This window comes from Pseudolabrys sp. Root1462, from assembly GCF_001426945.1.
Classification (GTDB): Bacteria; Pseudomonadota; Alphaproteobacteria; order Rhizobiales; family Xanthobacteraceae; genus Pseudolabrys.
Genome location: NZ_LMFS01000001.1, coordinates 2,316,413 through 2,337,072, shown reverse-complemented (window position 1 = coordinate 2,337,072; position 20,660 = coordinate 2,316,413). Strand labels below are relative to the sequence as shown.

Annotated in this window: 19 protein-coding genes; 11 read left to right on the top strand and 8 right to left on the bottom strand. The window is 64.8% G+C overall.

From position 1 onward, the window contains the following. Window positions 1-7: 7 nt before the first annotated feature. On the top strand, window positions 8-1,390 hold the full coding sequence (locus ASD45_RS11485; RefSeq protein WP_056911601.1) for a 3-deoxy-7-phosphoheptulonate synthase class II: 1,383 nt from the start codon (window positions 8-10) through the stop codon (window positions 1,388-1,390). A 96-nt stretch (window positions 1,391-1,486) separates the two neighbouring features. Further along, window positions 1,487-3,229, top strand: a complete 1,743-nt coding sequence (locus ASD45_RS11480) for an NAD+ synthase (protein ID WP_056911600.1) — start codon at window positions 1,487-1,489, stop codon at window positions 3,227-3,229. Window positions 3,230-3,334: 105 nt separating this feature from the next. Here the strand turns inward: ASD45_RS11480 and ASD45_RS11475 are convergent, their stop codons facing one another. From ASD45_RS11475 to ASD45_RS11460, 4 genes are all read right to left on the bottom strand, one after another. Beyond that, window positions 3,335-4,408, bottom strand: coding sequence for a DUF2865 domain-containing protein (locus ASD45_RS11475; protein WP_056911599.1), 1,074 nt, complete (start codon window positions 4,406-4,408; stop codon window positions 3,335-3,337). Between the two features lie 54 nt (window positions 4,409-4,462). After that, entirely contained in the window at window positions 4,463-5,350 is an 888-nt protein-coding gene (locus tag ASD45_RS11470) for a DMT family transporter (RefSeq protein ID WP_056911598.1), read from the bottom strand. A gap of 65 nt (window positions 5,351-5,415) precedes the next feature. Next, entirely contained in the window at window positions 5,416-6,063 is a 648-nt protein-coding gene (gene maiA, locus ASD45_RS11465) for a maleylacetoacetate isomerase (protein ID WP_056911597.1), read from the bottom strand. Window positions 6,064-6,107: 44 nt separating this feature from the next. Next, window positions 6,108-6,629: a MarR family transcriptional regulator gene (locus ASD45_RS11460; RefSeq protein ID WP_056911596.1), complete on the bottom strand. Its 522-nt coding sequence runs from the start codon at window positions 6,627-6,629 to the stop codon at window positions 6,108-6,110. A gap of 179 nt (window positions 6,630-6,808) precedes the next feature. Between ASD45_RS11460 and ASD45_RS11455 the strand changes: the two genes are divergently transcribed. After that, window positions 6,809-7,252 (top strand): DoxX family protein, encoded by a 444-nt coding sequence (locus ASD45_RS11455; RefSeq protein WP_056911595.1) that lies wholly within the window; start codon window positions 6,809-6,811, stop codon window positions 7,250-7,252. Here ASD45_RS11455 and ASD45_RS11450 read toward each other — a convergent pair. Both ASD45_RS11450 and ASD45_RS11445 read right to left on the bottom strand, forming a co-directional pair. Further along, window positions 7,249-9,465: a hybrid sensor histidine kinase/response regulator gene (locus tag ASD45_RS11450; RefSeq protein ID WP_056911594.1), complete on the bottom strand. Its 2,217-nt coding sequence runs from the start codon at window positions 9,463-9,465 to the stop codon at window positions 7,249-7,251. The genes ASD45_RS11455 and ASD45_RS11450 overlap by 4 nt on opposite strands. 132 nt (window positions 9,466-9,597) lie before the next feature. Further along, window positions 9,598-9,909, bottom strand: coding sequence for a hypothetical protein (locus ASD45_RS11445; RefSeq protein ID WP_056911593.1), 312 nt, complete (start codon window positions 9,907-9,909; stop codon window positions 9,598-9,600). Between the two features lie 299 nt (window positions 9,910-10,208). Here ASD45_RS11445 and cysS point away from each other — a divergent pair, with 299 nt between their 5' ends. The 6 genes from cysS to ASD45_RS11415 all read left to right on the top strand — a co-directional run bounded on the left by cysS (window position 10,209) and on the right by ASD45_RS11415 (window position 15,549). After that, window positions 10,209-11,573 carry a cysteine--tRNA ligase gene (cysS, locus tag ASD45_RS11440; protein ID WP_056911592.1) on the top strand — a complete coding sequence of 455 codons (1,365 nt, stop codon included), beginning with the start codon at window positions 10,209-10,211 and terminating at the stop codon, window positions 11,571-11,573. Further along, complete coding sequence (locus tag ASD45_RS11435; RefSeq protein ID WP_056911591.1) at window positions 11,570-12,034, top strand: GFA family protein; 465 nt, start codon at window positions 11,570-11,572, stop codon at window positions 12,032-12,034. Before cysS ends, ASD45_RS11435 begins: the two co-directional genes overlap by 4 nt. Then, entirely contained in the window at window positions 12,034-12,546 is a 513-nt protein-coding gene (locus ASD45_RS11430) for a GNAT family N-acetyltransferase (protein WP_056912732.1), read from the top strand. The genes ASD45_RS11435 and ASD45_RS11430 overlap by 1 nt, the downstream gene beginning before the upstream one ends. Window positions 12,547-12,675: 129 nt before the next feature. Next, on the top strand, window positions 12,676-14,271 hold the full coding sequence (cimA, locus tag ASD45_RS11425; RefSeq protein WP_056911590.1) for a citramalate synthase: 1,596 nt from the start codon (window positions 12,676-12,678) through the stop codon (window positions 14,269-14,271). A gap of 79 nt (window positions 14,272-14,350) precedes the next feature. Further along, window positions 14,351-15,127, top strand: coding sequence for an SDR family oxidoreductase (locus ASD45_RS11420; protein WP_244485309.1), 777 nt, complete (start codon window positions 14,351-14,353; stop codon window positions 15,125-15,127). Window positions 15,128-15,171: 44 nt separating this feature from the next. Beyond that, a complete protein-coding gene (locus tag ASD45_RS11415; protein ID WP_056911589.1) occupies window positions 15,172-15,549 on the top strand; it encodes a VOC family protein in 378 nt (125 codons plus the stop codon). Between the two features lies 1 nt (window position 15,550). On the opposite strand, the gene ASD45_RS11410 is transcribed toward ASD45_RS11415, so the two are convergent. Then, window positions 15,551-16,174 carry a TIGR00730 family Rossman fold protein gene (locus ASD45_RS11410; RefSeq protein WP_056911588.1) on the bottom strand — a complete coding sequence of 208 codons (624 nt, stop codon included), beginning with the start codon at window positions 16,172-16,174 and terminating at the stop codon, window positions 15,551-15,553. 133 nt (window positions 16,175-16,307) lie between these two features. Here ASD45_RS11410 and ASD45_RS11405 point away from each other — a divergent pair, with 133 nt between their 5' ends. Together ASD45_RS11405 and ASD45_RS11400 are read left to right on the top strand one after the other, a co-directional pair. Further along, window positions 16,308-18,278, top strand: coding sequence for an ABC transporter ATP-binding protein/permease (locus ASD45_RS11405; RefSeq protein WP_056911587.1), 1,971 nt, complete (start codon window positions 16,308-16,310; stop codon window positions 18,276-18,278). A 165-nt stretch (window positions 18,279-18,443) separates the two neighbouring features. Continuing rightward, complete coding sequence (locus ASD45_RS11400; RefSeq protein ID WP_280136402.1) at window positions 18,444-19,163, top strand: phosphatidylserine decarboxylase; 720 nt, start codon at window positions 18,444-18,446, stop codon at window positions 19,161-19,163. A gap of 76 nt (window positions 19,164-19,239) precedes the next feature. Here ASD45_RS11400 and oxlT read toward each other — a convergent pair whose 3' ends face one another. After that, on the bottom strand, window positions 19,240-20,499 hold the full coding sequence (oxlT, locus tag ASD45_RS11395) for an oxalate/formate MFS antiporter (RefSeq protein ID WP_056912730.1): 1,260 nt from the start codon (window positions 20,497-20,499) through the stop codon (window positions 19,240-19,242). Window positions 20,500-20,660: the final 161 nt, after the last annotated feature.

Genomic DNA, 20,660 nt, shown 5'->3' with positions numbered 1-20,660 from the left:
AAATGCAATGCCCGAGCGTTGGGCGCCCGATAGCTGGCGCAACAAACCCGCCCTGCAGGTGCCGGATTACCCGGACCAGCAGCTTTTGGCCGACACCGAGAAGCAGCTGGCGACGTTCCCGCCGCTGGTGTTTGCCGGCGAGGCGCGCAACCTCAAGGCCGCGCTCGGCCGCGTCGCCAAGGGCGAAGCTTTCCTGCTCCAGGGCGGCGACTGCGCCGAGAGCTTCGCCGAGCACGGCGCCAACAACATCCGCGACTTCTTCCGCGTCTTCCTGCAGATGGCGATCGTGCTGACCTACGCCGGCGCCTCGCCGGTGGTGAAGGTCGGCCGCATTGCCGGGCAGTTCGCCAAGCCGCGTTCGTCGCCGACCGAGAAGAAGGACGGCATCGAGCTGCCGAGCTATCGCGGCGACATCATCAACGACATCGCCTTCACTCCGGAAGCGCGCACACCCGATCCGCGCCGCCAGATGGATGCTTATCGCCAGTCGGCGGCGACGCTGAACCTGCTGCGCGCTTTCGCCAAGGGCGGTTACGCCAGCGTTGAAAACGTGCATCGCTGGATGATCCAGTCGGTATCGGATTCGCCGCAGTCGAAGGCCTATGCCGATCTCGCCGATCGCGTCTCCGGCGCGCTCGATTTCATGCGCGCCTGCGGCCTGACCTTCGCCGTCGACAGCGCATTGGGCACCACCGATTTCTACACCAGCCACGAAGCGCTGCTGCTCGGTTACGAACAGGCGCTGACCCGCATCGACTCGACCACAGGCGACTGGTACGCGACCTCTGGCCACATGATCTGGATTGGCGATCGCACGCGCCAGCACGATCACGCGCACATCGAATACGCGCGCGGCATCAAGAACCCGCTTGGCCTCAAGTGCGGTCCGTCGCTCAAGGCCGACGATCTGCTGCGCCTGACCGACATCCTCAATCCCGACAACGAGCCGGGTCGTCTGACGCTGATCGGCCGCTTCGGCGCCGAGAAGGTCGGCGAGCATCTGCCGGCTCTGGTTCGTGCGCTGAAGCGCGAAGGCCGCTCGGTGGTGTGGTCGTGCGATCCGATGCACGGCAACACGATCACTTCGGCGTCGGGCTACAAGACCCGGCCGTTCGATCTGATCCTGAAGGAAGTGCGCTCGTTCTTCGACGTCCATGCCGCCGAAGGCACCCATGCCGGCGGCGTGCATCTGGAGATGACCGGGCAGAACGTCACCGAATGCACCGGTGGCGCGCGCGCGATTTCGGATTCCGATCTCAACGACCGCTATCACACCGTGTGCGATCCGCGGCTCAATGCCGAGCAGGCGATCGACCTGTCGTTCCTGCTGGCCGACCGGCTGCGCAAGGAGCGGGCGGACCGGCCGCTGTCGGCGGTGGCGGGACTCTGATTTCTTCCTCCCGCCACGGGCCAGCGTGCCCGGCGGGAGGGGAGATATGCGGGCGTCCTGATTGTGATCGGTGAGCGCAGGCGATAGATCATCCTCATGAACATTCGTCCGGCCGATCGACTGGCGATTGCCTGCGCCCAACTCAATCCGACTGTCGGCGACGTCGCCGGCAACGGGGAGAAGGTGCGGCGTGCCCGCGACGAGGCGGCCCGCCAGGGCGCCGACATCGTCGTCTTCCCCGAACTGTTCATTGCCGGCTATCCACCTGAGGACCTGGTGCTGAAGCCGGCGTTTCAGGCGGCCTGCCGCGCCGAGATCGAGAAGCTGGCGCGCGAGACCGCTGCCGGCGGTCCGGCGCTGCTGGTCGGAACCCCGTGGCTCGACGACGGCAAGCTGTATAACGCGGTGGCGCTGCTCGAGGCCGGCCGCATCGCGGCGCTGCGCTTTAAGGTCGATCTGCCGAACTACGGCGTGTTCGACGAGAAGCGCGTCTTTGCCGCGGGTCCTTTGCCGGGTCCCATCAACTTCAAGGGCGTGCGGCTTGGCGTGCCGGTCTGCGAGGATATCTGGGGCGCCGACATCGTCGAATGCCTCGCCGAAACCGGCGCTGAAATCCTGCTGGTGCCGAACGGCTCGCCATACTGGCGTCAGAAGAGCGACGTGCGCCTCAATATCGCGGTCGCGCGCGTTACCGAGCAGGGGCTGCCGATGGTTTATGTCAACCAGGTCGGCGGCCAGGATGAATTGATCTTCGACGGCGTGTCGTTCGGCCTGCACGCCGATTGCTCGCTGGCGTTCCAACTCGGCGCCTTCGAGGAAGCGATCGTCACCACGCAATGGGTGCGCCACGGCGGCACCTGGATCTGCGAGAACGGACCGATGGTCGGCGCGATCGAGGACGATACGGCCGACTACGCCGCCTGCGTTCTGGGCCTGCGCGACTACGTCAACAAGAACGGTTTTCCCGGCGTCGTCATCGGTTTGTCGGGCGGCATCGACTCCGCGCTGGTCGCGGCGATGGCGGTCGATGCGCTCGGGCCGGATCGCGTGCGCTGCGTCATGCTGCCGTACCGCTATACGTCGCAGGAGTCGCTCAGCGATGCCGCCGCCTGCGCCAAGGCGCTCGGCGTGCGTTACGAGATTCTGCCGATCGCGTCGGCGGTCGAGGGCTTCCTGGCCGCGCTGAAGCCGGCCTTCGACAAACTGCCGAGCGACGTTACCGAGGAGAATCTGCAGGCCCGTGCGCGCGGCACGATCCTGATGGCGATCTCCAACAAATTCAATCTGATGGTCGTCACCACCGGCAACAAGTCGGAGATGTCGGTCGGCTACGCCACGCTCTACGGCGACATGAACGGCGGCTTCAATCCGGTGAAGGATCTCTACAAGACCGAGGTGTTTCGACTCAGCCGGCTGCGTAATTCATGGAAGCCGGACGGTGCGCTCGGTCCTGATGGCCTTGTGATCCCTGACAACATCATTACCCGGCCGCCGACCGCGGAGTTGCGCGAGAACCAGAAGGACGAAGATTCGCTGCCGCCGTACCACGTGCTGGATGCCATCCTGGAGCGGCTGGTCGAGCGCGAGGAGCCGATCTCCACCATCATCGGCGACGGCTTCGACCGCGCCACTGTGGTGCGCGTCGAACGGCTCTTGCACATCGCCGAATACAAGCGCCGGCAGGCGGCGCCCGGCGTGAAGGTGACGCTGAAGAATTTCGGCCGCGACCGGCGCTATCCGATCACCAATCGCTTCCGCGATTCCGGCGAGCCTCTGCTGAAGCCGGATACCTCATTGCTCACCGGCCAGCCGGTGAAGACGGAAGCGATTGATTTTTGAAGCTCGGCGGCGGCGGCGCCTCATCCTCCGTTCATTCCCACAAAAGCGGGAATCCATTTCCTTCTGGGTCCCCGCTTTCGCGGGGACGAACGAGTCATTGTCCGCCTACTGCTGCCTTGCGGGCAGGAAAGTCGGCCCGACGCTGCGCATCTCGCCGCTGGCCGCCTGCTGCGGCTGCGTGCCGGGAACGGGCGAGGCATCGCTGCGCGGTGCGGTAGCAGGGCCTTGCTTGGGCGCGGGCGCGCGCGGCGGCTGCGACAGCTTCTTTGCGTTCTCCGGCGTCACGACCACGTCGCCGGGCGCCAGCGTCTCGTCGTTGCCCAGCGCCTTGAGGGCTTCCGCCCAGCTCTCGCCCGGCCGGCGACAGGCGCAGGATTTATCGAGCGCCTTGCGATATGCAAACGCCGCGGGCAGCGCGGTGTAAGGCTGGCCGTCGAGGGACACGGCCTGCGCCACGTCCTCGCCGGGGTTGTGATAGGTGTAAAGCTGGACCGGCGCCGCCGGGCAGGCGCGCTGGCACGCTTGAGCGTCCTGCTGAAAGTGATCCGGCGAGGTCTGGTAGGAAATCGGGAAATAATAGCCGTCGCAGGTTCGCACGCAGATGGTGCGGAAGGTGCCGCCCATCTGGCCCTGCGGCGTCGAATAAATACCGTTGTCGCCGCTGGGCCCGGGGCCACCGTTACCGCCGCCGAACAAGCGATCGAAGAAGCCGCCTTGCTGACCCTGAATCGCGGCGGAGCGATATTGCGGGCCGCAATTGTTGTCGCCGAGCGCGATCAGCAATGATTGGCGCTGCGCGGCGCGCTCCGTGGTGCCGCCCGAGAGCTGCTCGAGCTGCACTTGCATCCGCTCGAGCTGGGTGCGCTGCGCACCGATCTGACGGGTGAGGGCGCCGCATTGCGGTGGCGGGTTGGAGAAGATCGAAAAGAATCCGGAGCTTTCGCAGCCGGTCTGCCGGCTCTGCGAGACCAGGCGATCCACTTCATATTGCTGCCGATTGACGGCGTCCTCGGCCTTGCGGATGCGGTCGGCCTGCGCCGGATCGGCGTTGCCGCGATCGAGCGCCGTCAGTTGCGTCTCGAGGCGCTGACAGGTCGGGCTGCCTTGTTGTGCCTGGGCGGGGACGATGAGGGCGAGCGCGGCAAGAGCGGCAAAGGCGGGCGTCAGAAAACTTCTCATGCGGCGCACTCTAATCGGAAAAACATGGCCTTGCGAGGACGATACGAAACGCTTTCACGGACGCGGCCTGCGCTCGGATTGCAGGTTCCAGAGTACGCCGGCGATGATGATCAGCGCGCCGACCAGCACCCAGACATCGAGCGCTTCGCCGTAGAACGCCCAGCCCACCACGGCGATGAGCGGAATCCGCATGAAATCGAGCGGCACCACCAGCGTGGCGTCGCCGGCGCGAAAGGCGTTGGTCAGGCAGAGGTGCGAGGTCAGGCCGGCAATACCGACGGCAATTGCGGGCAAAATGTGGCGCAGATCGTAGAGACTCGAATCCAGGTAGACCGACAGATTGCTGCCCAGCAGCGACAGCGGAAACTGGATGACGGCCATCCAGAAAATGATGCCGAACGTCGATTGTGTCGCGGTCAGCTTCTTGGTCACGGTCATCATGGTGCCGTAGCCGACCGCCGCCATGAGCACGAGGCCGGCCGCCGGGTTGAAGCTGGCGATGCCGGGCCGCAGAATGACCAGTACGCCGACGAGACCGAGCACGACGACGCCGGCGCGGCTCACAGTCATGCGCTCGCCGAGAAACCAGACCGCGAACAGCGCCGTCCAGGCCGGCGTGGTGAATTCCAGCGCGAACACCGTGGCGAGCGGCAGCATGGTCAGGCTGACCGCCCAGGCGAATTGCGCGGCGTAGTGAATCGTGTTGCGGAACAGGTTGAGCCGCATGTTCATGGGCTGCGCCAGATGCCGCAGTTCCGGCTTGGCCAGCATCAGCAGCAGCAGAATGACGAGCGCCAAACCGCTGCGGATGGCAAGGATTTCAAAAATGCTCAGGCCGCCATGCGACAACTGGCGGATCGAAATCGCCATCGCCGAGAACGACAGCAGGGCGCCGATCATCCAGAAGACGACGCGAGCAAGATTGGAGCCAGACACGGGCATGATCGCGATCGCTGGAAGAGGGATGTGGCGCGCGGTCTTGGGGGGGGGCACGACCGCGGCGGTGACTACTCGGCGTCGGGCTGTTTTTCCGGCCGGGCTTTGTCGAAGGCGGAGAGCTTGAGACACGCGGCTTCGACCGCGACGATCCTGGGGAAGGCATCGAGCGGCACCTTGAGCCGCCGCGCATTGAACACCTGCGGCACCAGGCACACATCGGCGAGCGTCACATGCGAGCCGAAGCTGTACGGCCCTGATACGCCCGCTTGCGCGATCATCTTTTCCAGCGCCGTGAAGCCCTCGATTACCCAGTGATGGTACCAGGCATCGATCGCAGGCTGCTCCTGCTTGAGCTCGCGCTTGAGGTAGCGCAGCGCACACAGATTGTTGAGCGGGTGAATATCGCAGGCGACGACCTGCGCCGCGGCGCGCACGCGGGCGCGGTCGAGCGCATCGACCGGCAATAGCGGCGGATCGGGATAGACCTCGTCGAGATAGTCGATGATGGCGAGCGACTGCGTCAGCACTTCGCCGCCCGACAATTGCAGCGCCGGGACGCGGGCCTGCGGATTGATGGCGCGGAAGTCGTCCTTGAACTGCTGGCCGCCATCCTTGGTGAGGTGAACGGCCGCCATCTCGTAGGGCAAATTCTTCAGATTGAGCGCGATCCGCACGCGATAAGCGGCGGACGAACGGAAATAACTGTACAACTTCACGAAACGGTCCCCCGGCAGAATGGACGTTTGGTCGCCGGACGAACTTAGCGGGCTCGCGGCCCGTTGGCGATATCGGCGGCGATTTCCGCCGAGCTTTGCATGAGACGGTCGAGGATGCGGTCGAGCGCTTCGCGGTCCGCCGGATCGATGGCGGCGATCAGGCGGTCGGCGAATTCCAGAGCCCCTGGCGCCAACTGGTCGTAGATGGCGCGGCCTGCCGGCGTCAGCGACAGGAAGGCCTCGCGCAGGTCGGCGGTGTTGCTGCGCCGCGTCACTAATTCCAGTTCCTCGAGCACGGCGACCGCCCGCGAGACCTTGGTCTTGTGCATATGGCTGCGCTGGCCGATGGCCTTCGCGGTCATGCTGCCGAATTCGGCGAGCACGACGAGGACACGCCACTCCGGAACGCCGATCTCGTGACGCCCGGCATGAACCTTCGCCAGCGCCGCCGAGACGAATTGCGCGCAAACCAGCAGGCGATGGGGCAGAAAGCCCTCCAGCGTGAGCGGCGGATCGCCCTCGGCGCCGGTGCGCGCGGAAAAACGTTGACCCGTTCTGTCGTTCATCGCCGGCTGCCGTACTCCAGCGCCGGAAAGGGGTGTCGACCGATTTCATCCAGCGCGCGGCCGTGAATTTGGCCGATTGGTCTCGCCCGCGCAACCTGTTTGGAAAAGTTCTAAGCTACTGGGATCTGGTCCCATCTAGCCCGCCGGGCCTATCATGTCGCTGACGGGAGAGGGCGATCATGACCGACGAACCGCGTCTTCTGATCCCGGCCTTGGGCGGCCTCTACAACCGCCTGGCGCCGGTGACCGAACCGCTCATGCGGCTATGCGCCGGGCTGTCGATGGCCGCGCATGGCTACGTCATCCTGTTCGGCGCCCGCGAGGCCAACATCGCCTTCTTCGAGCAGGCCGGTTTTCACCCCGCGGCCTTCTGGACCGTCGTGACCGGCGCGACGCAATTCTTCGGTGGTCTGTGCCTTGCCGCCGGCCTGCTGACCCGGCTCGCCGCCGTACCGGTGCTGGTCTTTCTGTTGGTGGCGATCAAATTCCACGCCGGCAACGGCTTCTTCTGGAATTATCTCGGCTTCGAATATCCGCTGTTCTGGGCGATCGTGGTGTTTCACTTCCTGGTGCGCGGCGGCGGACGCTGGTCGATCGACCGCGCGATCGGCAGGGAAGTCTAGCCGCGCGCTTTCTTGCGCGCGCCGCCGTCGAGCACCTGCCGCAGCTTCTTGGCCAGGGCGTCGGTCGTGAACGGCTTGGTCAGTAGATCGACGTCGGTGTCGAGCCGGCCGTGATGGATGATGGCGTTGCGGGTATAGCCGGTGGCGAAGACCACGGGCAGTTCGGGCCGCAGCTTCTTCACCTCGTTCGCCAGTTCGCGGCCGTTCATGCCGCCCGGCAGCACCACATCGGTAAACAGCAGCGCGATCGACGGCTCCGCCTTCAGCTTCTCGAGGGCGTCGGCAGCATTGTCGGCGTGGATGACGTTATAGCCGATGTCGCTCAGGGCATCGATGACGAAGCGGCTGACGTCGTGGTCGTCTTCCACGAGCAGGATGGTCTCGGAATGCTTGCCGTGACGCGACGGCGAGAGTTCGGCAACCGCTTCCCACGCCGGATAGGCCGACGGATCGGTGAGCCGCGGGAAGTACATCTTGATCGACGTGCCCTGGCCGATCTCGCTGTAGATCTGGATATGGCCGTGCGACTGTTTGACGAAGCCGTAGACCATGCTGAGGCCGAGCCCCGAGCCGACCCCGGCCGGCTTGGTGGTGAAGAACGGATCGAAGGCGCGGTCGCGGACTTCCGGCGTCATGCCGCCGCCGGTGTCGCTGACCGCAATCAGCACGAACTGTCCGGATTCGACCTCGGCGCCCGATTGTTTGATGTACGTCTCGTCGAGATAAGCGTTCGAAGTCTCGATGGTGAGCCGTCCGCCACTCGTCATGGAGTCACGGGCATTGACCGCGAGGTTGAGGATCGCGCTTTCGAGCTGATTGGGATCGACCGCGGCCTTCCACAGGCCGCCGGCGAGCACGGTTTCCACGCGCACCGTCTCGCCGATCGAGCGATGCAGCAACTCCGACATGTCGTTGACCAGCCGGTTGACGTCGACGACCTTCACTTCCTGCGGATGCTGGCGCGAGAAGGTCAGCAGCCGCTGCACCAACGTCGCGGCGCGCATCGAGGCCTGGCGGATGGCATTGAGCGAATTGGCGACGCGGCCGTCTTCCGAGGTGTTGCGCCGCAGCGCCAGCTCGACATTGCCGATGATGGCGGTGAGCAGGTTGTTGAAGTCATGGGCGATGCCGCCGGTCAGGCGGCCGACGGCTTCCATCTTCTGCGCCTGGCGGAGCGCGAGCTCCGTCGATTGCCGCCGCGCCGCTTCCTCGCGCAGCAGCGTCATCGCCTCGGCCTCGCGCCGGGTATGGCGCAAGGTGAGGATGCCGAGGCCGACCATGGCGAGCGTCGCCGGGATGCCGAAGACGAGATGCGCCGACATATCGCTCATCCATTCGGAGCGCACCGTGGCCGTGTTCAGCGCGGCGTAAACATAAACGTCGTAATCGGGCAGCTTGCGGTAGGCGATGATGCGCTGTGCGCCGTCGAGCGCCGAGGTGCCGTAAGTGAAGCCGGCGATCGGCTGCATGGCGATCGCCTTCATCATTGGCGTCGTCGATGGCAGTACCCCCGGCGTCACTGCCGGATAGCGAGCCAGCGTCACGCCGTCGGCGCGGACCAGGCCCGCGACGCTGACGTCCGATTGCGGCAGTTGCGAATAATAACGCGTAAAATACTCGGGAGCTATCGAGACCAGGTAGACGCCGTCGAACCTGCCTGTGGCGTCCTCTCGTTTGCGCGTGATGGCGAAGAAGTCGGTGTCGGCGGCGCGCGCCTTGACGACTTCACTGATGTAGGTGTCGACCTTGCCTGCGGTGTGGACCGCGAAATAGGTGCGGTCCGATAGATCGAGATCGGGCGGCAACGGATAGATGGTACCCGACACCAGGGGCTTGCCGTCCCGGGCGATCACCCAAAGATCGCGCAGTTGCGGGAGCGTCTTGGTGTAATTGCGAAGACGCTCGCTATAGCCGCGCTCGTCGGCGCGGATGGTGGCGTCGGGCACGCCGTTGAACAGTTCCTCGAGATAGCGCTCGCTGATGGCGAACGTTTCGAACACCTTGATGGCGTGTTCCTGCATCGTGCCGACCGTCCGTTGCAGACGGTCCGACGCTTCGCTCATGTGCTGGTCGTAGGAAATCCACGATGCGATCGCGAAAATTGTCAGCGGCAGGATGATCGACGCCGCGATCAGCAGTTTCAACGGCCGTTCGGCACGGCTGGCGGCGCGCTCGGCGGCGGTAGGGATCGGGATTTCGCGTGCCTTGACCATACGCCCGTGCCGTGGAGGAACCGGAGTTCCTACGTACCGGGACGGCGGCGATAACTCAACCGCGGCGCCGCATATAACAGCGCCCCGATCAGTGCGCGGAGCATTACTGGGGAACTTCTGTGGATGACTGCGTCAGCGATTGCAGACGATGGCCACGACATCGTCGCAGGCCGAGCCTTTGCAGCCGCCGGCGCCGCCGGCCGGGATGGCCCCGGTGATGTCGTCACGATCGACCTTGCGATACGACATCGCGCTGGCGAAGTTCTGGGTGTGGCAATAGGCGGCTGCCGCCGCGGCGCCGCACGGCGCGCCGCTGACCAGGCAACGGTCGACGCCATAGCCGTTGGCATCGGCGCCGATGATGAACATTTTCCTCTCCGCCTTGGCCGGCAGGACGACGAGGAGACTGGCGAGGAGGCCGACGCCGGCCACGAGGCTGCGCATGGACACGTCCGTTTTCAGGCGGGGCGACCCCCGCGCGGGTTCAATGAGGCCGTCTGATGAAGACAGACGGCTATAATGCTTTGATTTCTTTAAGAGCCGCTTAACCGGATAGGGCGGCGAGCTTGACGCTCAGCCCGGAATTCGCGCATGGTGGCCCCATGACTGGCCCGACCCTCATTCGCGGCATTTGCCGCAAGATTATTAGCTAGCGTCCACAACGCTGGCTGAGGCCGTCTTTTCTCGAATCGAGATACAAAGGGACCTCCGGCCAGCGGAAGCGCCGGCTATTGGTGACCCTTATGGAATTACGGCTTTACGATACGCTGTCGCGCGACAAGCGCGTGTTCACGCCGATCGATCCGGCGAATGTGCGCATGTATGTGTGCGGGCCGACGGTCTACGACTTCGCCCACATCGGCAATGCGCGGCCGGTCATCGTCTTCGACGTGTTGTTTCGCCTGTTGCGCCACATCTACGGCGAGGGCCACGTCAAATACGTCCGCAACATCACGGACGTCGATGACAAGATCAATGCGCGCGCCGCCGAGCGCGGCATCGACATTCGTGAGCTCACCGAAGAGACCTACCGGAATTTCAAGGAAGACGTCGCTGCGCTCGGCTGCCTGCCGCCGACGGTGGAGCCGCGCGCGACCGAGCACATCGAGGAGATGAAGGCGATCATCGAGCGCCTCATTGCCTCCGGCCACGCTTACGTCGCCGAAGACAATGTGCTGTTCAACGTGCCGTCGATGACGGACTACGGCCAGCTTTCCAAGCGGCCGATGGACGAGATGATCGCCGGCGCCCGCGTCGAGGTCGCGCCCTACAAGAAGGACGCGCAGGACTTCGTGCTGTGGAAGCCGTCGAAGCCGGGCGAGCCGGGCTGGCCGTCCCCAGGTGGCATCAAGACGCCGGGCCGTCCCGGCTGGCACATCGAGTGCTCGGCGATGTCGTGGAAACATCTCGGCGAGACCTTCGACATTCACGGCGGCGGCATCGATCTTGTGTTTCCGCATCACGAAAACGAAATCGCGCAATCGCGCTGCGCCTTCCATCAGAACGTGATGGCCAATTACTGGATGCACAACGGCTTCCTGCAGGTGGAAGGCGAGAAGATGTCGAAGAGCCTCGGCAACTTCATCACCATTCGCGATGTGCTGAAGGACTGGCCGGGCGAGGTGGCGCGCTTCAACATGCTGAAGACGCATTATCGCCAGCCGATCGACTGGACCGTGAAGGGTCTGGAAGAGGCCTGGAAGACGCTCGACGACTGGTACTGGATCGCCAACGATGCGCCGGGCGAGACGATCTCGGCACCGGTGCTTGAAGCGCTGGCCGACGATCTCAATACCCATCAGGTCATCACGGCCTTGCACAGCCTGCGCAACCGCATCCAGGCCGGCGATGACAAGTTGCGCGGTGAATTCGCCGGCACCTTGCGCGCGCTCGGCTTTCTGCGCGAGACCGCCAAGGAATGGGCGGGCCGCCGTCAGGCCGGCAGCGATGTCGACGCCGCGAAGGTGGAAAGCCTGATCGCGGCACGCAAGGCGGCGCGCCAGGCGAAGAACTTCGCCGAATCCGATCGCATCCGTGACGAACTCGCTGCCATGGGCGTCGTGCTCAAGGACTCCAAGGACGGTACCACCTGGGAGATCGCGCGATGAGCCAGATGCACTCCGGCGGCTGCCAGTGCGGCGCGGTGCGCTATCGCGGCTCGAAGTTCGGCCGCTCGTCGATCTGCCATTGCCGCATGTGCCAGAAGGCGTTCGGCTCGCCGTTCGCGCTTTTGGTCACGGTGCACGATCTCGAATGGACGCGCGGCGAACCCAAGCGCTTCCGCTCGTCGAACAAAGTCGAGCGCGGCTTCTGCGCCGATTGCGGCACGCCGCTGACCTACGAGTATGGCGGCCCGACCGAGATCGCGGTCTGCACCTTTGACGATCCGTCCGTTGCGCCGCCGACCATCCAGGTCAATCCCGAGAGCAAGCAGCCGTTCTTCGATGGTCTGTGCAGTCTGCCGACACGCGCGCCCGGCGCCGAGCCGCAACAGGAAGCCTTCAAGGCTTCGATCGTCAGTCATCAACATCCCGATCACGACACGGCCGAATGGCCGGGGAGGCGCTGATGGCGACAGCGACACCGAAGCTGGCGCTGCGGCCGTTTCTGCCCACGGACGCGCCGCTGCTGGCGGAGATCTTCCGCGAAAGCGTCCTTGAATTGACCGCCGATGACTACAGTGAAGCGCAGCAGCAGGCGTGGATTTCTCGCGTCGACGATCTGGAGGTCTTTGCCGGCCGTCTTGGCAAACAGCTCACCTTGATCGCGACGCTGGAGGGCTCGCCGGTTGCCTTCGCCTCGCTCGCCGGCAATACGAAAATCGATATGCTGTTCGTGCATCCGGCGGCGGCCGGGCAGGGCGCGGCGGCGCTGCTCGTCGATGCGCTGGAGAAGCTCGCCGGCGCGCGCGGCGCCGAGAAGCTCACGGTGGACGCCAGCGACACCGCGCGCGGTTTCTTCGAGAAGCGCGGTTACACCGCGCAGCAGCGCAATTCGATCTCGGTCGGCGACGAATGGCTGGCCAACACCACCTTGTCCAAAGCGCTTGTGGCCAAACCGGAGGCGTCGAAACTTTCATGAAGAAGCCCGACACGCCGTTCCCGCGGCACTGGCTGTATTACATCGTCCTCAAGGTCGTGGTGATCGCCGCGGCGGTGGCGCTGGCGACCAAGTTTTTCGGATTGTGGTAGTGCGAGAAGGCTGCGCGTCATGAGTAAAGAGCGCCTTTATCTGTTCGACACAACACTGCGCGACGGTGCGCAGACCAACGGCGTCGATTTCACGCTCGCCGACAAGATTGCCATTGCCGCGATGCTCGACGAACTCGGCATCGACTATGTCGAAGGCGGATATCCCGGCGCCAATGCCACCGACACGGAATTCTTCAGCGAACGCCGAAAGCTGCGCGGCAAGTTCACTGCCTTCGGCATGACGCGCCGGCCCGGCCGTTCGGCGTCGAACGATCCCGGCATCGCCGCGCTCATCGGCGCGCAGGCGGACGCCATCTGCTTCGTCGCCAAGTCCTGGGACTATCACGTCAGGGTGGCGCTGGAGACGACGCCGGAGGAGAACCTCGCCTCGATCCGCGACAGCGTGAAGGCGGCGAAGGAGAGCGGCAAGGAGGTGCTGCTCGACTGCGAGCATTTCTTCGACGGTTACAAGGCCAATCCGCAATTCGCTGTTGAATGCGCCAAGGCGGCCTACGAGGCGGGCGCGCGCTGGGTCGTGCTGTGCGACACCAATGGCGGCACGCTGCCCAACGAGATCGAGCGCATCGTCGGCGAGGTGGTCAAGGTGATCCCCGGCGAACACGTCGGCATCCATGCGCACAATGACACCGAGCAGGCGGTCGCCAATTCGCTGGCGGCGGTGCGCGCCGGCGCGCGGCAGATCCAGGGCACGCTCAACGGCCTCGGCGAGCGTTGCGGCAACGCCAATCTGGTGTCGATCATCCCGACGCTGAAGCTGAAGGCGGAGTTCGCCGACAAATTCGACATCGGCGTCACCGACGCGGCGCTCAAGACGCTGGGCAAGGTGTCGCGCGCGCTCGACGAGCGGCTCAACCGGCCGTCATTCCGCTACGCGCCTTATGTCGGCGAGAACGCCTTCGCCACCAAGGCCGGCATTCATGCCTCGGCGATCATGAAGGCACCGGAGACCTACGAGCACGTCAACCCGGACGCGGTCGGCAACAAGCGCAAGGTGCTGGTGTCGGAGCAGGCCGGCAAGTCCAACGTGCTCGCCGAGCTCGATCGCATCGGCCTCAAGGTCGACAAGGACGACCGCCGCATCGGGCGCCTGCTCGAGATCGTCAAGGAGCGTGAGGCGATCGGCTATGCCTATGACGCCGCCGACGCTTCGTTCGAACTGTTGGCGCGGCGCACCCTCGGCACCGTGCCGGATTATTTCGACGTGTCGCAGTTCGACGTCAATGTCGAGCAGCGCGACAACGCGCTCGGTCAGCGCGTCACCGTCACTATGGCGGTGGTCAAGGTCAAGGTCGGCAACGAGAGCCTGATCTCCGCGGCGGAAGGCAATGGTCCGGTGAACGCGCTCGACCACGCGCTGCGCAAGGATCTCGGCAAGTATCAGGACTACATCAAGGGCCTCAAGCTCACCGACTATCGCGTGCGTATCCTCAATGGCGGCACCGAGGCCGTGACCCGCGTTCTGATCGAGAGCGCGGACGAGAACGGCGAGCACTGGACCACGATCGGCGTGTCGCCGAACATCATCGACGCCTCGTTCCAGGCGCTGATGGACTCTATCATCTACAAGCTGGTGAAGTCCGGCGCGCCGGTTTAGCCGCGGCGTGCGCAGAAATCGGGTGGGCTGAGGATCGCGTGACGGCCGAAATGCTTGTCTCAAATAAGGGAGATCAAGCATGACCATGCCGCGCGGCGTATTGTCCGATAAAGTAGCGATCGTAACCGGGGCCAGCGCAGGCATCGGCCGCGCAATTGCCGAGCTGTTTGCGGCCGAGGGCGCAAAGCTTGTAATTACCGCGCGCGGTGAATCGCGCCTCGATGCGGTGGCGGAAAGCATCGCGGCGACGGGTGCCGATGTTGTCGCCCTCGCGGGCGATGTCGGCGATGAAAATCACGCACGGGCGCTGGTTGCCGAAGCGGAGCGCCGGTTTGGCGGCCTCGACATTGCCATCAACAATGCCGCAGCGATGGGGCCGATGGGGGCAACCCCGGGCATAGCAATCAGCGACTGGAATGCAACGCTTGCCACGAACCTGACCAGTGGCTTTCTCGCCGCCAAATACCAGGTGCCGGCGATGTTGGCGCGCGGCGCCGGTTCGTTGATCTTCGTCGCTTCCTTCGTCGGCTATACGGTGGCCATGCCCGGTATTGCCGCCTATGCGGCGAGTAAGGCAGGATTGATTGGTCTGATGAAATCGCTGGCGGTCGAATTCGGCCCGCAGGGATTGCGCGTCAACGCCTTGTTGCCCGGTGGCACGCAGACCGAGATGGCAGACGTGTTCGCGCCGGATGAGCAAAGCAAGGCGTTCGTGCGTAATCTCTTTGCGCTCAAGCGCGTCGCCACGCCGCAGGAGCAGGCGCAAGCGGCGCTGTTCCTTGCATCCGATGCGGCGAGTTTCGTCACCGGCAGTGCCATGCTGGCCGACGGCGGCGTTTCGATCAACCGGACCTGAGGCGCCGATATTGAAGCGGTGGCGGCGTTGGGTAGAATTGCCTCATGATCGACCACGTCTCCATCGCCGTCTGCGATCTAGCCGCATCGACGCGCTTTTACGGGGCCGTGCTCGGCGCCATCGGCATGAAGGCGATCGACGTCCGCGCCGCGACCGTCGGCTTCGGCAAGCAGTATTCGGAGTTCTGGATCAATTTGCGTGCCGACATGGCGCCAATCGAAGCCGGCAGCGGCGCGCATATCTGCTTCCGTGCCCGCTCGACCAAGATGGTCGATGCCTTCCACGCCGCGGCGCTCCAAGCCGGCGGCTCAAGCGACGGCGCGCCCGGCCTGCGGCCGCATGACGGCGACGGCGGCTACTATGCCGCCTTCATCCGCGATCCGGATGGCAACCGCATCGAGGCGGTCACGTTCACGAAATAGGTTACAGCTTCTCCGCCACCGCGGCCGGCATGTCCTTGGCGGCTGCCGGCACGCTCTGCGCGGCGCGTTGCAGCTGCGGGATGATGTCGTCCACCTTGTCGGCGACCAGCATCTCGAACTCCATGCCGTCGCGGATGAAGGCGAGCGCCTTCATGTGGTTGAGCAGGGCGGACAGCGGGTCCCAGAAGCCCTTGATGTTGGCGAGCAGGATCGGCTTCTTGTGGCGGCCGAGCTGCGCCCAGGTCATCTGCTCGACGATCTCCTCGAGCGTGCCGATGCCGCCGGGCATGGCGACGAAGGCGTCGGCCATCTCGAACATCTTGCGTTTGCGCTCGTGCATGTCGCGGGTGACGATCAGGCCGTCGCCGTTGAAGCCGGCGCGTTCCTTGTTCAGCAGGAACTCCGGGATGATGCCGGTCACGGCGCCGCCGTTGCGACGCACGGCCTCGGCCACCGCGCCCATCATGCCCATGTCGCCACCGCCATAGACCAGCCCGATACCGGCCTTGGCCATGGCCGTGCCGAGCGCCGTGGCGGCCTCGACGAAAGCCGGGTCGGTGCCCGGGCCGGAGCCGCAATAGACGCAGATCTTGCCGATGGTGGCGGTCTTTTGAGGAGCGTTCATGGTCTGGATGTGCCCACCGGCCGGCTTACCGTCAAGATGGCGGCGAAAAATCCATAGGAAATACAGGCGGGAAGGGTGATCGGCGGCCAGTTTGGACTTATATGAAAGTGCTCCAGCCGCTTCCGGGTTCCGAATGACCGCAGCTCACACACCTGCCGACCAGCCATCCGCCGTGTCCGCCGACCGCGGAGCGCTGACGGCCACCATCGTCCATCTCTGGCCCTATATCTGGCCGTCAGACCGGCGCGACCTCAAGCTGCGCGTGCTCGGCGCCGCTGTTCTGCTGCTGCTCGCCAAGCTCGCCACCATCGTCACGCCGTTCACCTTCAAATGGGCGACCGACGCGCTCGCCGGCAAGGGCAGCGCCCCGGTCGGCGCCGACGACTGGCTGGCCTGGGCAATCGCCGCCCCGATCGTGATGACGCTGGCCTACGGCGCCATGCGCATCGTCATGGCCGTGACGACGCAATTACGCGATGGCGTCTTCGCCAAGGTGGCGATGCATGCCGTGCGGCGGCTCGCCTTCCGCACCTTCGTCCACATGCACGAATTGTCCCTGCGCTTCCATCTTGAGCGCAAGACCGGCGGCCTGACCCGCGTGCTCGAGCGCGGCCGCAACGGCATCGAGACCATCGTGCGCATGGTCATCCTGCAACTGGCGCCGACCATCATCGAACTGGCGCTGATCTGCGGCGTGCTGATGTGGCAGTTCGACTGGCGTTACGTCGCCGTCATCCTGGTCACGGTGACCTGCTATCTCGTGTACACCTATTTCGCCACCGAGTGGCGCATCGGCATCCGCCGCAAGATGAACGACAGCGACACCGACGCCAACGTGAAGGCGATCGACTCGCTCTTGAATTACGAGACCGTCAAATACTTCTCCGCCGAGGAGCGCGAGGCCGAACGCTACGACCGCGCCATGGCGCGTTACGAGAAGGCTTCGACCAGCGCCTACACTTCGCTCGCGGTGCTCAACGCCGGTCAGGCCATCATCTTCACGTTCGGCCTCGCCGCCGCGATGGTGATGTGCGCTTACGAGATCCGCGGCGGCTCGAAGACCGTCGGCGATTTCGTGCTGATCAACGCCATGATGATCCAGCTCTATCAGCCGCTGAATTTCATGGGCATGGTCTATCGCGAGATCAAGCAGGCAATCACCGACATCGAGCTCATGTTCTCGATCCTCGGCCGGCCGCCGGAAATCATCGACGTGCCGGGCGCCAAGCCGCTCACTGTGACCGCCGGCGATATCCGCTTCGACAATGTCGTGTTCGCCTATGAGGCGGCGCGGCCGATCCTCAAGGGCATCAGCTTCACGGTGCCGGCAGGCAAGACCGTCGCCGTGGTCGGGCCGTCGGGTGCCGGCAAGTCGACCCTGTCGCGGCTGCTGTACCGGTTCTACGATCTGTCCGGCGGTGCCATCACCATCGACGGCCAGGACATCGCCAAGGTGACGCAGAAGTCGCTGCGGAGGGCCATCGGCATGGTGCCGCAGGACACCGTGCTGTTCAACGACACCATCCGCTACAACATCCGCTACGGCCGCTGGGAAGCCAGCGACGCCGAGGTGGAGGAGGCCGCTTCGCTCGCGCAGATCGACGGCTTCATCCGTCTGGCGCCGAAGGGTTACGAGGCCGAGGTCGGCGAGCGCGGGCTGAAGCTGTCCGGCGGCGAGAAGCAGCGCGTCGCCATCGCCCGCACCATCCTGAAAGGCCCGCCGATCCTGGTGCTCGATGAAGCCACCTCGGCGCTCGACAGCCACACCGAAAAGGAAATCCAGGACGCGCTGGAACGCGTGTCGAAGGGCCGCACCACATTGGTGATCGCCCACCGGCTCTCGACCATCGTTGGCGCCGACGAGATCATCGTGCTCGACAAGGGCGAGATCGTCGAACGCGGCAGCCATCACGTCCTGCTGGCGCAGAACGGGCTCTATGCCAGCATGTGGAACAGGCAGCGCGAGGCCGAGGAGGCCCGCGAGCGGCTCGCCCGCGCCGCCGACGAGGATGCGATGCCGAACCGCAATCCGCCGCCGGTCGAGGACCCGGCGCTGGCGCAGGCCGCCAGCCCCCTGCCGGCGGTGGTGGACGCGGCGGAGTAGGCTGCTTTCGCCCATTCCGGACGTTCCCGGCGGATCTCCCGGACTGACCGGTCCCGACCGGTGGGCTTGCAGCCGCCATGGGGCTTGCTATGACGCTGGCGAGGCGCGCTTTGCGCGCCACCTTCTCCCCCAAGGGACGAGGGTAAATCGCGACCACGGCAACGGTTGAGAACAAGTAAGAACGCCATGTCCATTTACGACTCGATCCGCAAGCAACTGGTCCCGATCACGCCGGAAGGCTACCCCTTCATCGGCGCTTTCGCTTTCGTCAGCCTGATCCTGTTCTGGCTGTGGACGCCGCTCGGCTGGGTCGGCACCGTGCTGACATTGTGGTGCATCTATTTCTTCCGCGATCCGCCGCGCGTCACCCCGGTGCGGGACGGCCTGATCGTGTCGCCGGCCGACGGGCGCGTCAGCCAGGTGACCACGGCGCCGCCGCCGCATGAACTCGGCCTCGGGCCGAAGCCGATGCTGCGCATTTCGGTATTCATGAGCGTGTTCGACTGCCACGTGAACCGCTCGCCGGTTGCCGGCCGTGTCGACAAGATCCTGTATCAGCCCGGCAAGTTCGTGAATGCCGATCTCGACAAGGCCTCGGTCGATAACGAGCGCAATTCGCTGGTCATCGCCACCGGCGGCACGCGCATTGCGGTGGTGCAGATCGCCGGCCTGATTGCCCGGCGCATCGTCTGCTACGTCAAGGAAGGCCAACCGGTCGGCGCCGGCGAGCGCTTCGGCATGATCCGCTTCGGCTCGCGGCTCGACGTCTATCTGCCGGAAGGCACGCAGCCGATGGTCGCCGTCGGACAGACCGCGCTCGCCGGCGAGACCATTCTCGCCGACATGCGCGCCGTGGATGAGACCCGCGGTTTCCGCGTCGGCTGACGATAAACCAGCGCGAACGTATCTGGATTCCGGGTCCGGCCTGGCGGCCGTCCCGGAATGACAGTGTGGTGTGTCCTTACGCCGCGCTGGTGTAAGCCTTGCGCATCGGCTTGAGCACGAACAGCGCCAGCAGTCCGGTGATCACATCCATGCAGATGATGATCGTGAACACCGGCAGCCAGCTCCCGGTCTTCTCCGCGATATACGCGGCGACCGGCGCGCCGAGCACCGAACCGACGCCCTGCGCCATATAGAGGAAGCCGTAATTTGTCGTCGCATTCTTGGTGCCGAAGGTATCGGTCAGCGTCGAGGGGAACAGCGAGAAGATCTCGCCCCAGCCGAAGAACACCACGGCCGACAGGATGACGAACAGCAGCGCGTCGCTGCGGAAATACACCATCGCGGCGACGCCGAGGGCTTCGAACAGGAAGGCGATCGCCATCGTGTTCTCGCGGCCGATCTGATCGGAGACCCAGCCGAAGAACGGCCGCGTCAGGCCGTTGGTGATGCGGTCCACGGTCAGCGCCAATGGCAGCGCGGCGAGACCCCAGACCATGAAATCGGCGACGCCGAAGGCGCGCGAGAAGGTGGCGAACTGCGAGATCACCATGAGGCCGCCGGTCGACATCATGGTCATCATGACGAACATCAGCCAGAACACCTTGGTCTTGAGCATGTCCTTCGGCGCAACATCCCGGAGCGATGTCGCGACCGCCGGCGGCGGCAGCACGTCGTCGCTGCGCGGCGAGCGCATCAGCAGCGCGGCCAGCGCGCCGACGAGCCCGAGGATGATGCCGAACACGACGAGCGTGTGCTGGTAGCCGGCCGACTTGAGCATGGCGTCGATCGGGAAAGTGGTTGCGATGGCGCCGAAGCCGTAGCCGGCGGCCACCATGCCGGTGGCGAAGCCGCGACGGTCCGGGAACCAGCGCACCATCAGGCCGACGATGCCGATATAGACGATGCCGGTGCCGGCGCCGCACAACAGACCGTACGTGAGATAGAGGCTGGTCAGGCTGGTGGCATAGGCCGCCGTCACCCAGCCGAGGCCGGACAGGAGGCAACCGCAGGCAATCAGCAACTTGGGACCGAACTTGTCGACGAGATAGCCTTGCGCCGGCGACAGCCACGTCTGCAACACGATCAGGATCGTCAGCGTCAGCTGGATTGCGGACAGCGGCGCATGCAGCGTATCGGTCAGCGGCTTGGTGAAAAGGGTCCAGACATATTGCGGGCTGGAGATCGACATCATGGCGATCAGGCCCAGCCCGAGCTGGGTCCAGCGGGTGGTCGATACGGACGATGTAGCCGGTGCGGACATCGACGATACAGACATGGCGAAACACTCCATCTTGCAGACCGGCGCCGGATTTGAAGCAAATCGCGTACCAGCACGGGCTGCGACGAAGGGCTAAGGGCCCGTCGGCCGTGCCTCGAAAGGGCGGCAAGTGAGGCTGTTGACAAGATTCCCATGTTGGGACTATATACTATCCGTCC